At 44.4% G+C, this 14,941-nt stretch carries 13 protein-coding genes and 2 pseudogenes; 11 read left to right on the top strand and 4 right to left on the bottom strand.

The window, feature by feature from the left end; all coding sequences use genetic code 11:
- Positions 1 to 6: 6 nt before the first annotated feature.
- From B0182_RS06910 to B0182_RS06895, 4 genes and pseudogenes are all read right to left on the bottom strand, one after another.
- A pseudogene (locus tag B0182_RS06910) lies at positions 7 to 417 on the bottom strand (helicase HerA-like domain-containing protein).
- Positions 418 to 576: 159 nt separating this feature from the next.
- Positions 577 to 1,529 (bottom strand): annotated as a pseudogene (locus B0182_RS06905) (bestrophin family protein).
- Positions 1,526 to 2,323 carry a purine nucleoside phosphorylase YfiH/LACC1 family protein gene (locus B0182_RS06900; protein ID WP_078274216.1) on the bottom strand — a complete coding sequence of 266 codons (798 nt, stop codon included), beginning with the start codon at positions 2,321 to 2,323 and terminating at the stop codon, positions 1,526 to 1,528. Before B0182_RS06900 ends, B0182_RS06905 begins: the two are co-directional and overlap by 4 nt.
- A gap of 118 nt (positions 2,324 to 2,441) precedes the next feature.
- On the bottom strand, positions 2,442 to 3,491 hold the full coding sequence (locus B0182_RS06895) for an RluA family pseudouridine synthase (RefSeq protein WP_078274215.1): 1,050 nt from the start codon (positions 3,489 to 3,491) through the stop codon (positions 2,442 to 2,444).
- Between the two features lie 138 nt (positions 3,492 to 3,629).
- Here B0182_RS06895 and B0182_RS06890 point away from each other — a divergent pair, with 138 nt between their 5' ends.
- The 11 genes from B0182_RS06890 (at position 3,630) to B0182_RS06840 (ending at position 14,588) form a co-directional block, all read left to right on the top strand.
- Positions 3,630 to 4,700 carry an outer membrane protein assembly factor BamD gene (locus B0182_RS06890; RefSeq protein WP_078274214.1) on the top strand — a complete coding sequence of 357 codons (1,071 nt, stop codon included), beginning with the start codon at positions 3,630 to 3,632 and terminating at the stop codon, positions 4,698 to 4,700.
- Positions 4,701 to 4,806: 106 nt separating this feature from the next.
- Positions 4,807 to 5,154: a PilZ domain-containing protein gene (locus B0182_RS06885; RefSeq protein ID WP_078274213.1), complete on the top strand. Its 348-nt coding sequence runs from the start codon at positions 4,807 to 4,809 to the stop codon at positions 5,152 to 5,154.
- Positions 5,155 to 5,418: 264 nt separating this feature from the next.
- Positions 5,419 to 5,934 carry an adenine phosphoribosyltransferase gene (locus tag B0182_RS06880; protein WP_078274212.1) on the top strand — a complete coding sequence of 172 codons (516 nt, stop codon included), beginning with the start codon at positions 5,419 to 5,421 and terminating at the stop codon, positions 5,932 to 5,934.
- 292 nt (positions 5,935 to 6,226) lie between these two features.
- Positions 6,227 to 7,384, top strand: coding sequence for an efflux RND transporter periplasmic adaptor subunit (locus B0182_RS06875; protein WP_244893662.1), 1,158 nt, complete (start codon positions 6,227 to 6,229; stop codon positions 7,382 to 7,384).
- Position 7,385: 1 nt separating this feature from the next.
- On the top strand, positions 7,386 to 9,326 hold the full coding sequence (locus B0182_RS06870) for a MacB family efflux pump subunit (protein WP_078274211.1): 1,941 nt from the start codon (positions 7,386 to 7,388) through the stop codon (positions 9,324 to 9,326).
- Between the two features lie 3 nt (positions 9,327 to 9,329).
- The gene (locus B0182_RS06865) at positions 9,330 to 10,715 is read left to right on the top strand and encodes a TolC family protein (protein WP_078274210.1); all 1,386 of its coding nucleotides are present in this window, start codon (positions 9,330 to 9,332) and stop codon (positions 10,713 to 10,715) included.
- Between the two features lie 319 nt (positions 10,716 to 11,034).
- Positions 11,035 to 11,340, top strand: a complete 306-nt coding sequence (locus B0182_RS14860) for an EamA family transporter (RefSeq protein ID WP_078274209.1) — start codon at positions 11,035 to 11,037, stop codon at positions 11,338 to 11,340.
- A gap of 27 nt (positions 11,341 to 11,367) precedes the next feature.
- Entirely contained in the window at positions 11,368 to 11,634 is a 267-nt protein-coding gene (locus tag B0182_RS14855) for an EamA family transporter (RefSeq protein ID WP_228157808.1), read from the top strand.
- A 286-nt stretch (positions 11,635 to 11,920) separates the two neighbouring features.
- A complete protein-coding gene (locus B0182_RS06850; protein WP_078274207.1) occupies positions 11,921 to 12,763 on the top strand; it encodes a hypothetical protein in 843 nt (280 codons plus the stop codon).
- A 425-nt stretch (positions 12,764 to 13,188) separates the two neighbouring features.
- Positions 13,189 to 13,833, top strand: a complete 645-nt coding sequence (locus B0182_RS06845; RefSeq protein WP_078274206.1) for a DedA family protein — start codon at positions 13,189 to 13,191, stop codon at positions 13,831 to 13,833.
- A 47-nt stretch (positions 13,834 to 13,880) separates the two neighbouring features.
- A complete protein-coding gene (locus B0182_RS06840) occupies positions 13,881 to 14,588 on the top strand; it encodes a Smr/MutS family protein (protein ID WP_078274205.1) in 708 nt (235 codons plus the stop codon).
- The last annotated feature ends 353 nt before the right edge of the window (positions 14,589 to 14,941 follow it).

The following is a 14,941-nucleotide window of genomic DNA, read 5'->3' as shown; positions in this document are numbered from 1 at the left end:
TACTTTTTAGACCAGAGCCAGATCTTTTAAATCTATCAAATGCCATCCGTTGTCATCTGCCACCTTAAAGACAAGATTTAGTAGCCTCTTGGGTGTCGTTTAGGTTTAACAGGCGAGCCAGTAGCATTGACCCCATCTCACTAATGGTAACATGCACGGGAATGCCGTCTTTGCCGTACATGTCCCAAAACCGCACAGGAAACCCTGTTAGATGGTCATCGGTCATGCCAAATTCTTGCATACGCTCGCCAATCTTACCGCTTGCCACGCCTGCACGACCAAGCCCTGATAAGTCGCCTTTGACATCCACCAAAAAACTGGCACACCTGCACGGCTAAAACCCTCTGCCATGGTTCTAAGCGTGACGGTCTTACCCGTGCCTGTCGCTCCTGCGATGAGTCCATGGCGGTTTGCCATGTTGCCTAAGAGATTCATTTGGCTGGCGGTGTCAATCGTGCGAGCAATGGGAAATATGGTCATAATGTGCCTTTTGGTAGGTGTAAAAGCATGAATGAATTTTAGTGAGTTATCCAAACAGCCATTATACTGATCTTTTAAAATAAAGCAAATTTTATCCTAAGTAAATGCCCATCTGACCGTATCACAAAAAGTTAAATCGCCCATCGCCTGTGGCAAATCATCCGTCGCCACGCCCATGAGTGCCAAGGTCTCACGCTCTATCAGCCGTGTAATCGTATCTAAGGGCAAATCATTTTGTGCCACCGCCAAACGGCTCTTCTAGCTGACTACTTAGCTCATCAAGCCCCAAAAACATATAGGCAAGCAGTCCCACCAGAAACGGCGTCCAAATTCCCAGTACCGACTCAATACCAAACGGCAACATCCAACAAAAACAAAACACCGCCCGATGAAGTAGCACCGAATAAACGAGTGGCAAGGGCGTACTACTGATACGGTCGCACCCTGCTTGGATGTTACCCATTTCGATGATGTGGCGTTGGATACTGGTATAGATGATGTCGCTGATTTGCCCTGATTTGACAGCATGGATAAGACGGTGTTGCATTCGCTCTAACACCACCTGTGGGGCGTTGATGTGCTGACGAATGAGCATATTTAACTCATCTTTATCTTTATCATCAATATCCAGATAATCGGCAAATCTCTCCACGGGCAGTTTTTGATGACGTAGGCGGTCTCTAAATAAATTGACAAAAATCAGCATATCCACGAGTATCGCTCGCCTGTCATCATCATGTAAAAAATGACTGTCCCGACTCAGATGACGGGTATTGGCAATCAAAGCACCCCACAGCTTACGCCCTTCCCACCATCTGTCATAGCAAGCATTATTCCTAAATCCCAAAAAAAATGGACAGCACCACGCCAAACACCGTAAAGCCGACCGCAGGGACGTTTTTGACGGTGTAGAGCTGATAATGCGACAAGCCCCACGCTATCATAGACACCGCCATAAGCAGGATGATCATCGGTAGCACTTTGGGCAGTATCGTGCCATGCCACATGAACAGCAGTTTTAGGCTGTTGTGTTTATCACGGACCATCATAACTTAACAATCACAGTCGCCATACGTCCTGTGGCGGACTTTTTGGCGTGGGTTTGCTGGCGGTATGAATAGTATTTTGGGTTAGCATAACTACACGGAACGGTATCGTTTATGACCGTAATATTTAAATAGGACAGTTGTAATTTGGTTAATTTTACAATATCAACCAAACATTTATCATCATCTTTATCCGTGATAATCTGTTGATATAACTCATCAACTGTCAATGCCACTAAGGTTTTATCACTCACTTGGCTGATGATGTCATGGGCTAGGGTTTTGTTAATTTCATAATTATCATGGCTGATACACGCCCCGATGACGGCTTTGATGTTGGTTTTATTGGTAAACTTTTGATAAGTATTTTTAATAATGCCTTTGGTTAGCCCTTGCCAACCTGCATGAATACAGGCGATTTGGCTATTCTCATTATCCACACAATCATCATTAAAAAGAGCAATCGGCACGCAGTCGGCGGTCATGATAGACAGTCCCACGCCTGCCTTGTCGGTGATAAATGCGTCTGCGTCTTGGGGGGATATGGCACAGCCAGCATGTGCCACAATGTCGCTGTGGATTTGGTTTAGCCAGTGGATTTGGCTTATTTTATCATTTGTCAGTTTATTTAACTTATCCAGTAAAGTCATGCGGTTTGCCAAAACTTGCTCGCTGTCATCACCAACGTGTAGCCCCACGTTAAATGAACCGTATAAATCATCGCCCCATTTGTCAAACTCGCCTGCGTGGGTTTGAATGATGAGTACATGGTCGTTTTGGTATAATATATCAAACATGATAATCCTGTTAATTTTTAAATTTGATTTTGGATAAATTGGTAGGGGCAAATTGCCATTTACCCTTGATAAATCAACCAATTATATAACGTTGAAAATGGCGTTTTGTTTTATAAAACTATTCTTGCAAAATCCCAATCATCTTAACCATATCAGACGGCATATCACGACTAAACACCAACGCCTTGCCTGTGGTCGGGTGGATAAAACCGAGCTTGTGGGCGTGCAGGGCTTGACGGGGGAAATCTATCACCGCTTGGCGAGTGGTGGGGGCAAGACCCGATTTTGGCAATCCGCCATAAACCTTATCGCCAAGCAAGGCATGACCAACATGGTACAGATGTACACGGATTTGGTGAGTACGCCCCGTCTCCAAGCGAACATGGAGCAAGCTATAATGCGTACCCAGTGGCGTGGCGGATAGGATGTGCGTGGTGGCAGGTTTACCGCCGTCCGTTACCGTCATTTTGGTGCGATGAATGCGATGTCGCCCTATCGGTACATCTATCGTGGCATGGCGTAAAATGTCGCTTGGCACACCTGTGGCGATACATTGATACTCCCGATAAACCGATTTGTCTTTTAGTTGCTCGGTCAAATCAAGCTGGGCGGTTTTGGTGCGTGCGACAATAAGTAGCCCTGATGTATCCTTATCAATGCGGTGAACCAGTCCTGCCCGTGGCAGGTGGGCGTTATCAGGATAATGATACAATAGGGCATTGACCAGCGTGCCTGTGCGATTGCCCGCCCCAGGGTGGACAACCAAACCGACAGGCTTATTTATCACAATCACGTCATCATCAGCATAGACCACGTCAAGGGGGATATTTTCGGGCAAATCTTCGCTGTGATTGTCAAGCGTGGCGGATAGGGTCAAAATATCGCCTAGCTTGACACGGTATTTGCTTTTTTGGGGCGTGTCATTGACAAGCAGACTTTCATCATCAATAAAGCCCTGTATCTGCACTCGGGAAAAACCATCAAACACGTCGGTGGCGATTTTGTCTAGGCGTGTGCCGATGTCGGATTCGCCAACCGTGTGGCTTTTTATCAGTGGACTTGGCGAGTCTGTCTCGGCAAACTCATCATCATTATCATTTAAACTGGATAAATTAGGCAAATCAGATAAACCGTCATTGGCGGCCTGATTAAAAGCATGCTCTCTCATGATTATGTTTAAATTACTTGGAAAAAATAAGCCATTTTAGCATTTTTTGTTAAAAATCGTCGATTTTATTTTGGTGTTGTTCATTCTTAAAATTTTGTGGTAAACTATTTCAAATTTTTATTGTAATTTGGACAAAAAATGAACAAAACTGCCAAACTTACCCTAACCGCCATCATGACATCTGCCGTGCTACTTTCTGGTTGCTCCACCCTAAAAGGCATTGGCAAAAAAGACAGTGAAGTTGTACAAAGTGCCGAACAGTCCGAGCTAGGCTATTATAAAACCGCCCAAGCCGCCCTTGAAAAAAACCGTTATAACGAAGCCATGAGTGCGTTAAATAGCTTACGCACGTTTTATCCGACAGGGCAATATGCCGAGCAGGCGTTGCTGGATTTGATTTATGCCCAATATCGTGCCAACGACTTTGAGTTGGTAACCAAAAGCACTGCCGAATTTATCCGCTCCTATCCAACCGGTCGCCATGTTGATTATGCTCTATACGTCCAAGGCGTAACCAACATGGGCGGGGCTCCCAAAGCCTCCCGCTTATTTAACCTTGACCAGTCCCAACGTGATGTATCTTACCTGCGTTTGGCATTCCAGGATTTTTCCAATCTCATCAAGCACTTCCCAAACAGTGCCTACGCTCCTGATGCTGCCCAGCGTATGAGAGCGATTTATAACGACTTTGCCGAGCATGAACTGGTCGCCGCTCGTTGGTATGTCAAGCGTGATGCTTATGTCGCCGCCGCCAACCGTGCCAAGTGGGTGTTTCAGTACTTCCCCCAATCGGACGGTGTGCCAGAAGCCATCGCCATCTTAGCACACAGCAATGAGCAGTTGGGACTGACCGACACCGCCAACCAATACAAAACCCTACTCCAAATCAACTACCCCCAATACCTTGGGGCAAATGGACAGGTCAATATCGGCAACAGCCAATCTTTTGCCAAAAAAGCCTTGTCATCGATAAGTTTTGGTAGATTTGGACGTGCCAAAGACACCCCCACCTATCAAGGCGGTCAGTATGACGGTGCGACACGCACACAAATCATCACCTCCGCCCAAGCCCTCTCCCTACCCCAAGCAAGCCCTGAAAGTGCCGACATCGCCACACCAAAACCTGCCGACACACGCAACACACGCCGTATCGGTCTAGGTCTGCCTACCGATGAAGCCGAGGCAGGTAACACCAACCAAATCCCCTAACATCATCACATTTGACCCCCAAAAATCTACCTTTTGGCGGTCAGTTTTGCCAAATCATGGTGTTGATGATAAAATTGGTTTTATTTTTTGATTTTTAGGAAAAGCTATGGCAATGCCTGTTCGTGGCGGTATTCTAACCTGCAATATCGCTGACACCCAAACCCTATACAGCAGTTATCTCTCTTTTGTCACTCATGGTGGTATTTTTGTGCCGAGTGCCAGAAAGCACAGCCTTGGCGAAGACGTGTTCGTGGCATTTACCCTACCCGGCTCTACCGAACGCTATCCGCTTAACGGCAAAATCGTGTGGCTTAATGAAAAAGGCACGCCCAGTAAGCCTGCTGGTTTTGGCATGCAGTTTGGTACCGACCCTAACAGCCTAAAACTCAAAAACGAAATCGAGCGACTGCTTGCCGGTGAAGTAGAATCCACCAAACCCACTTATACCATGTAAGTGTTGCGGACAAATTTGCCAATTACATGGTTATTTGTTATAATAATGGAAAGCACGGATTTTATTCGTGCTTTTTTATGGCAATTTTAAGACGTATTAATCACCCTATTCTCAACTTGTATAAGTGATTGATTTATCAAGGGCGAATTGCAATTCACCCCTACAACCCGAAAAACAATCATTGAAAAATCAATAAGTTGTAACTTTAAGTTGAGATTGAAGTATTAATTTTTAAATTTAAAGGCAACTTTTTAAAGACAACTTATGAAACACTCACATCCTTTTTGGCAAATCATTCGCACCGTTCCCAATTTTCCCAAAGCGGACATTGATTTTTATGACATCACGCCCCTGCTGTGGCATGTTGATGAACTCATTAACGAGCTTTTAAACGCCCTGCCCGATGGCATGATTGATGAAGTAGAATGCTTTGCCACCACCGAAGCACGGGGCTTTGTCATCGGCAGTCTGCTATCAGGACGTACTGGCAAACCGCTCCTGCTCATTCGCAAAGCTGGCAAACTGCCACCCCCTGTCCATCGCCAAAGCTACGACCTAGAATACGGCACCGACACCCTAGAAATCAAAGCAGACGCCCCCAAATCCAAAGTGCTACTGGTTGATGACGTGCTTGCCACTGGCGGAACGTTAAAAGCAAGCAAACTTCTGTGCGAGCAAGCGGGGCATAACGTGCTTGGGGCATTGGTACTGCTTGATTTGCCAAAGTTGCACGGCGATATCGGCATGGATACTTACGCCGTGATGAATGATGTGGACTGACGGCAATCTAATACCAAAATACTCAAATCAGAGCACACACTAGATAATCCCACTAACTTCCTGATTGTGTTGGGTATTCTTTGGCTTTATTAGACCAAATACAGTAAAAAATACCCGACCTTTTACAACCATCCAACCTGTAAAGTACACCGCCTGTTTTTGCTTGAAAAATCAAACCCAGCTCAACCTATCTTTAAGCCATTACTCACAGTCAAAACATAACAATCCCATACTTTTATTATGGTGAATTTTTTTGTATAATAGCAATGCTATTCATTTAACATCATACATTATGACAAACAAAAAATTCAAAAAACCCTTGATTTTTATCATCATTTTGATGATTGGCGTGGCGTGTGCTACTTTCTTTTTTTATCAAAAACAACCGCCAAAACAGCAATACCTCACGCACACCGCTGGGTTTGCCAACATCGAGAGTACTGTCATCGCAGGCGGTCAAGTCTATGCTGAGGAGCTGATTGACGTGGGGGCTCAGGCAACGGGGCGTGTGGACAGACTGCACGTTAAGCTAGGACAACGGGTCAAAAAAGGCGAACCCATCGCCGATATCGATGCCACTCAGCAAAAAAATGCCCTAAAAGATGATGAGGCAAGCTACAAATCCTTGCTTGCTCAGCACGACATCAAAAAAATCCAGCTTGCTCAAATCGAGCATGAATTTAACCAACAAAAGCAAGGCTATCAAGCAGGCGTGGTAGCAAAAATAGACTACACAAAAGCAAAAACTGCACTATCCACCGCCCAAAAAGAGCTAAGTGCAAGCATGGCTCAGCTTGAGCAAGCCAAACTCAAAATCGCCACCGCCAAAACCAATCTGGCATATACTCGCATTACCGCCCCCATGGATGGTGTGGTGGTAGCGGTCGTTACCAAAGAGGGTCAAAACATCAACGCCATGCAGTCATCGCCAACCATCATCAGGCTGGCTCAGATTGATACGGTGCAAATCAAAGCCAAATTCTCCGAAGCGGACATTCCCAAGCTAAAAACAGGCATGAATGCCCACTTTACTATTTTGGGCTTACCAAATCGACAGTTTGAGGCCAAGCTCCAAGATTTAGAATTATTCCCCACTGATACCACTGCTCAATCAGGGGCGGTGTATTATTATGGACTGCTCAGTGTCCCAAACCCCGACCATGAACTCTTTATCGGCATGACCGCAAACGTTACTGTCACCATTGACAAAAAAGAGCAAGTACTCACCATTCCCATGACCGCACTTGGCAAACAGCTCTCTGATGACACCTTTGAGATACAAGTCATTGATGATGAACACAGCTCCACCCCCACCATCGAGACTCGCACCATCAAAACAGGCATCAACGACAAGCTCTCTACCGAAGTGCTATCAGGACTAACACAGGGCGAAAAAGTGGTGGTCGCCACCTCAGACGGCACGGTCGAAAGTGTCAGCATGGGGCTATGACATGGCAACACCCATTTTATCACTAAAAAACATCAAAAAAAGCTTTGCTTTTGGTGATGACTCCCTAGAAGTGTTAAAAGGTATTGACCTTGATATTTATAGAGGAGAAATGGTCGCCATCGTGGGGCAATCAGGCTCTGGCAAATCCACGCTCATGAACATCATGGCGTGTCTAGATACGCCGACATCAGGCGAGTATCGGATTGACGGTCTTTGCACCCAAGAGATGAACGGCGAGCAGTTGGCAAGCCTAAGACGAGATAAGTTTGGTTTTATTTTTCAGCGTTATCAATTACTTAGCAGTCTCAACGCCACCGCCAATGTCGCCATGCCTGCCATCTATGCAGGGGTGAGTCAAAAAACTCGTGAGCAAAAAGCCCAAGCCCTACTTGCCAAACTAGGGCTAGAACAACGCCTCGACCATTATCCCAATCAGCTCTCAGGCGGACAACAACAGCGAGTATCTATCGCTCGTGCCTTGATGAATGGCGGGCAAATCATCTTTGCGGACGAACCCACAGGGGCGTTGGACAGCCAAAGTAGCCGTGATGTCATGGCAATTTTGACCGAGTTAAATCGTGAGGGACACACGATTATCCTAGTAACCCACGACCCCAAAATCGCCCAAAGTGCCAGCCGTATCATCACCATCGCAGACGGTCAAATCATCAGCGATGACAACAACAGCAATAATACTGCAAACACCACCCAAGATTTTCAACAAAACACCCATCGCACGCTAAATTTTCAAGCCATCGGTCGTATCAAAGAGGCTTTTCACATGGCGGTTTTGACCATGCTTGCCAGCAAAATGAGAACGCTTTTGACCATGCTTGGCATCATCATTGGCATCGCCTCTGTGGTACTCATCGTGGCACTTGGCAACGGCTCAAAACAGCAAATTTTAAACCAAATCAACAGCATGGGCTCATCAACCATCAGCGTCTTTATGGGTGGTGACAACGAGGACGACACCACACCGCCCAATGATTTGACCTTTGATGACATGTATGCACTCGAAACATTACCCTCTGTCGCCAGTACCTCGCCAGATTTGAGCATGAGCATGACCGCCCAAGTTGGCAATCACAGCAAAGGCGTGCAGGTGGACGGCGTGGGGCTAAACCATCATCGTTTGCAAAATGTGCAGTTTATCGCAGGGGGTATGTTTCGCCAAAGTGATTTGGATAATTTTAGCCAAAACGTCATCATCAGCGAAAAAACCAAACAAGCTTTTTTCAAACAAAACAACGCCTTAGGGCAAATTCTCATCTTAAATGGTGTACCCACCAAAGTGGTGGGCGTATTTAAATACAATGGCATTGAGGGCAATTTTGACCGCAATCTCAAAGTATGGCTTCCCTATCGTACCTACCAAGCCCGCTTTGCAGGCGAGTCGCCACGCCTAAACAGCATTACGGTACTACTAAAACCAAACGAGTCGTCCGCCCTTGCCAGCGAAAGCATCAGCCAGCTTTTAACCCAACGGCACGGCAAAAAAGACTTTACCCTATTTAACAGCGACAGCCTTGCCAAAACGGTCGAAAAAACCGCCCAATCCTTGACCCTGCTCATCGGGGCGATTGCAGTCATCTCGCTACTGGTTGGTGGGATTGGCGTGATGAACATCATGCTTGTCTCCGTTACCGAACGCACAGGCGAGATTGGCGTGCGTATGGCGGTAGGGGCAACTTATGGCGACATCGTTTGGCAGTTTCTCATCGAGGCGATGGTGGTGTGTGCGTTGGGCGGTGTGCTTGGGGTGCTTTTGGCGTTTGGGCTTGGTGGATTGTTACAACTCTTTGACATTAAAGTCATTTTCTCGGCAACTTCCATCGCCCTTGCGGTGGGTTGTGCTAGCCTGATTGGGCTTGTTTTTGGGCTAATGCCTGCTCATAAAGGGGCAAAACTAAATCCCATCGAAGCATTAAACAAAGGATAAATAATGAATAATATCAAACAGCTAATTATCATCACAGGCATCATTACCCTAACCGCTTGTCAAAGCACCTCACCACCCAAACCCACCGCCCCCACGCCCATCATGGTGGACAATACCGCCTATTGTTTGACGATTGATGACCCCATTTGTCATCACGATTGGTGGACGGTGTTTGGCGATGAGGTGTTAAATGATTATATGAAAAAGGTCGTCAAGCACAATCACGAATTGTCGGTGGCGACATTAACCCTACAAAAATCCTTGCTTAACCAACAAAAATCTCAAGAGCGATTTTTGATAAATAGCCAAGCTGGCGCCAACCGCCAAACCCAAAAATCGCTATCAATGGGCGAAACCACGCATTCACGAGGCTTTGACGTTAATCTGGGTGCCAGTTGGGAGGTGGATTTGTGGGGAAAATTGCAATTACAACAAAATCTAACCGAATGGGAGACCCATGCCGTCCAAGCCGACCGCCAAGCGTTGTTTTTGAGCCTAAGTGCCAATGCCGTGCGAGAATATATCAACTTGATTGGCGTTAACCAAAAACTTATGGACGCACAAAAAGCCCAAGCCTTTCAACAAAAACAACACCAATATCTAAAAAAGCAAGTTGATTTAGGGCTAATTGCCAGAGCCGATTTGGTTGCCATCGAACAAACCCTAAACAATCTAAAACAAACCACCCTAATTTTAGAGCATCAAAAAAATGACAGTTTGGCAAACCTTTCATTATTGGCTCATGTTGATAGGGATAAATTACCTACCACCCTAAAAAATCAGCACCAAATCCCAAAAATTCCCCATGATTTTTATCACATCAATGCCAATGCAATATTAAACCGCCCTGATTTGCAAGCCTTGCTTTGGCGATTGGCAATTAGTCTCGAACAAACAAATCTACTACAAAAAAATCAATATCCCACCCTTGTGTTTAGTGCAGGGGCGACCGCCCAATCGCCCAATTTACTCGACTTATTAAAAGTGCCTGTCTTAAATTGGGGTGTTTCGTTAAATATCCCCCAACTTAATTATAAAGAATACCAGCACAACATCAACATCGCCCAGATTGATGAGTATATCGCCACCTTAAACTATCAAGACACGACTCATAAAGCCCTAAATGACGTACAACAAAAATTAAATGCTTGGCAAAATGGCAAAAACAATCACGATGTTTTATTAACCGCTCAAAAATTGGCAAAAGAGCAATTGACTCATCAACAAAAACGCCATGAATTGGGACTCATTTCCACCAAAGAGTGGGTAGAACACCAAGAAACCTACCGCCAAAGCCAGACCGCCCTAACTAATAATACCATCAATCAAGTGCTTAATTGGATAGCGGTATATCAAGCGGTGGGTGGATTGCCAAATGAATCACGCTAGGACATGCCTGTCCTTTATAACGCTTTTAAATCACAACTTAAAACTAAAAACCATGTCTAATCCCACTAATCCCAATCAAGGCTCGTTTTTGGCTCATTTTATATGGTGCTCTCATGCCTGTCATTTGCCATTGTGCTGATTTTGCATCAAATTTGCAGGGCAAAAATTTGCCATGCACACCTATGAGCTGACCTTTTGGCGGGTGCTGTTTTCGCTGATTGTGGTTGGTGGATTTTCATAGGTTAAAGGGCGAGATTTTCGCACGGCTTATCCAAAGGAGCATTTTTGGCAGTCGCTGGCAGGTTCGGTTGCCTTGCTTATGAATTTTTATATCATTTTGCACCTGCCCCTTGCCACCGCAAGCAGCCTACAAAACACATCTGCCCTGTTTTTGGGGCTGTTATCCATCATTATTTTAAAGCAAAAACCCACGCTCATAAATTGGCTATCGCTTACCTTGGGCTTTGTTGGCGTGTTTATTTTACTAAGACCAAGCGGTGGGGGCGACACCTTTGCCATGCTCGTGGGACTAGGTAATGGGGCGATTAGCGGTTATGCGTATCTGCAAGTGCGAGAGCTGTCTTTGCTTGGCGAGCCTGCGTGGCGGATTGTGTTTTATTTTTGATTTTTATCCACGCTGACATCAGGCGTTTTGGCGTGGTATTTTGGCTTTACGCCTGTGAGCCTAGCAAGTCTGCCTTATATTGTTGGCATTGGCGTTACCGCCCTAGCAGGGCAACTTTTGATGACTTATGCCTATCAAGTTGGGCAAAAATTTGTCGTGGCGACACTGTCCTATCTTGGCGTGGTGTTTGCGATGATGTTTGGGGTGATGTGGCTTGGTGAACGACTTGACACATGGGCATTGCTAGGCATTGTCATCATCGTGGCAAGTGGCATTATTAATGCCAAGAAGTAGGACACATCAATCACATCATTGGCAAACGATTACCATATTGACATTTTATTTTAATCGTTCACATGTTGACACTTATTGATTTATTATGCTATAATATTCCACACTAATAATAAGGTTATGTTTTATTCATTCCAAAAACACAACCACATCGGGGCATGCATTATTATTTTTGACATCTAAAATAAAAAAATGATTTTATTATCAATAATTTATCTTAAATTCATCAAATAACCTCGTTAAACACGCCCCAACAACTTTTTTTACTCATCCAATTGTGAGGTAAACCATGCAAAAAATCACAACCATCGCCCTCATTGCAAGTGGGGCATTATACACATCCTTGACACACGCAAAAAACCCAGTCGAGTTCAGTTTGGGTGTTGAGCGTTATCAGGAAACCTACCGAGAATATGAAAACGGCGAACGTTTCATGCAACAACAAGGAAACTTAAACGCATTTAACGGCTCTATCAAATACCATTTTAATGAAAAAGATGCCATCAAAATAGAAGGTAGATACGCCAAAGGTAAAGTTGATTATACAGGCGGAGAGAATCCCAGTTCAGAAAACCCTGAAGGCACCCCCTACGGTTCAGTTCATCAAAAAGGTGCACCTCGTCGCTCTTATGATATTCGTTCATTATATGTTTATGAAAAATCGATTCGCCCCAATGTCAGCATTATTGGTGAGTCTGGCTTGGGATACCGTGTTTTACAAGATTTAAGTGCTCGCATAGATTCAGAGGATTACAATAGAAAAAACAAAACCGCCTACACACAAATAGGCTTGGGTGCAAAAGTGGGGCTTGCTCATGGATTTGAATTTACACCAAAAATCGCTTACAATCAAGGCATTTACGGTCGCCAATACTCTTATTTGAGTGATGGCACCGTCGCCTTAAAACAACACAATGCTCGTGGCTTTGAAATAGAATTACCCATCAGCAAACAATTTTCTAATCAAACCAAAATCAGTTATACTCCTTATTATCGTGGTTGGCGTGTCCCCACTTCTAGTACTTTTGAACGTGTTGAAACTGATGAAAACGGCGATTCAGGTGTAGCAACCTATAGCGAGCCCAAAAACCAAACTAACGAGGTTGGTTTTAAATTGCAATATTCATTTTAAGTGCCACTTGCGATATTGTCATCTCAATGACATTAAAACCAACAAAACTCAAAATTCCCCCATCCATCAATGATATGACACATTGTTTAGATTGGGGAATTTTGGTTTAGCCACACCGCACAAATTCAAAAGCCATATCTCCATAAACCAACTAAACAAAAAATTAATACGATTTTGTAGGAGCAAATCACAATTTTATCTATATAGTGTAATGATTTGTTTAAATCACTTTTAAAGCTCCTTTGGTATAAATGCACCCATCAACCCTAAAATTTGACACAACTCATCAAAACAATTGTTATACGCTCTATGTTGTCATAATGATTTTAATCCAGCTTTTTACATTTGTTCAGCACAAAATACCAATGCTACACCAAAATATGTTATAATTATTCGCTTTTATTCCCTTTTCATGGTCTGGCTACATGGACATCATTTTACAACTTTTTGATTTTATTTTGCACATTGACGAACACTTAGCCTTCTTTTTGGCGGATTATGGAATGTGGATTTATGGCATTTTGTTTTTGATTATTTTTGTGGAGACAGGCTTGGTGGTCATGCCTTTTCTGCCGGGGGACAGTTTGCTGTTCGCAGTGGGGGCATTGGCGGCATTTACAGGCGAGCTAAATCCTGCCTTGCTTATCGCCCTATTGTTTGTGGCAGCAGTACTTGGCGATACACTCAATTATCATATTGGCAAATACATCGGTCCAAAGGTATTTGAAAAAAACTACCGTTTTATTAACAAAGAATACCTATTTAAAACCCAAGCATTTTTTGAAAAACACGGTGGCAAAACTGTGATTTTCGCCCGCTTTTTGCCTTTTGCTCGCACCTTTGCCCCCTTTGTGGCAGGGGCAGGGACTATGAATTATAAGCGGTTTATCAGTTATAACGTCATTGGTGGATTTTTGTGGATTACATCCTTTGTTCTGCTTGGCTATTTTTTTGGCAACCAGCCTGTCATCAAGGATAATTTTACTTATGTGATTTTTGGCATTATCGGATTTAGTGTGTTGCCGATTGTCATCAGCTTTATCAAGCAAAAAATCAAACCCATGGCTTAATCACTCATTTATTTTTAATCACTCATCTATTAGCGACAGGTATCATCATGACTACATTTAAAGACTTACTCTCCAAAGACGCCCAAACCCAACTCAAAGAAATGGGCGGTAAATCATCCACCAAGTCCGAGACCGACAGCAACGGCAAGCCCACCACCGCCAATGTCATGGGTAAAAAAGAAGTCGCCCAGCACGTCAAACGCTTTGGCAGTGAGCTGATTGACGATGATAAAGTGTTATTCATGCAAGCGATGAGCGGTGTCCGCCCCCTAAAACATGAAAAGTCGGTCAATCACGCCAAAAAAACCGACCCCAAAGACCCCACCGCCCTATTTCGCCGTGCCAATGCCGAAGGGACTGATGAGCTAACCCAAGCCAGTTTATCCGACATGCAAGCCCTGCTAAACCCCGTGGCGGGCGAAGCATTTTTAAGCTACAAACACCCCACTTTGCAAAATAAAGTCTTTGAACAGCTAAGACAAGGCAAACTGCGTTGGTATGATGCGGTAGATTTGCACGGGTCAAGCATTGATGAAGCCCGAGATGCCGTCCAAACCATCATCACCAATGCGGTCAAACATGGCGAAACCGTGGTCAAAATCGTCCACGGCAAAGGCACAGATGCCATCATCAAAACCTGTGTCAATGGTTGGTTACGCCAAATCAGCGATGTCATGGCGTTTGTCTCTGCCCCTGCCAATGATGGCGGTAATGGAGCGGTGTTGGTGCTGATTAAGAAAAAGAAACTCGGTTAAATTTTAGGACGTGCCTGCCTTTGGTATTTACAATGAAAAATGCCTATTAGAAAAAGCAGGGAAATCGCACGTTTTTCAAGGGAAAAACAAAGGTTGTGAGTTTTCTATCAAGCAAGTGTTTATTATGAAAAACAATCCGACCACTTAATTGTATAAATTTTAAGAATTTTAACTTACACCCAAGAAACTTTAAAATTACTACAAATACAATGATGTGTGGACGTAGGGGCGTGCTGAGCACGCCTTGTATAGTAATATCATCAAAGGGTGTGCTCAGCATACCCCTACAAACCCGTGGTAAATATCAAGTTGGTTGGGTGTAACTTTTTAAATCGGCTCTAGCCCAAAAAGTA

It is taken from the genome of Moraxella bovis, from assembly GCF_002014975.1.
GTDB lineage: Bacteria > Pseudomonadota > Gammaproteobacteria > Pseudomonadales > Moraxellaceae > Moraxella > Moraxella bovis.
This window is presented reverse-complemented; position numbering and strand designations above follow the sequence as displayed.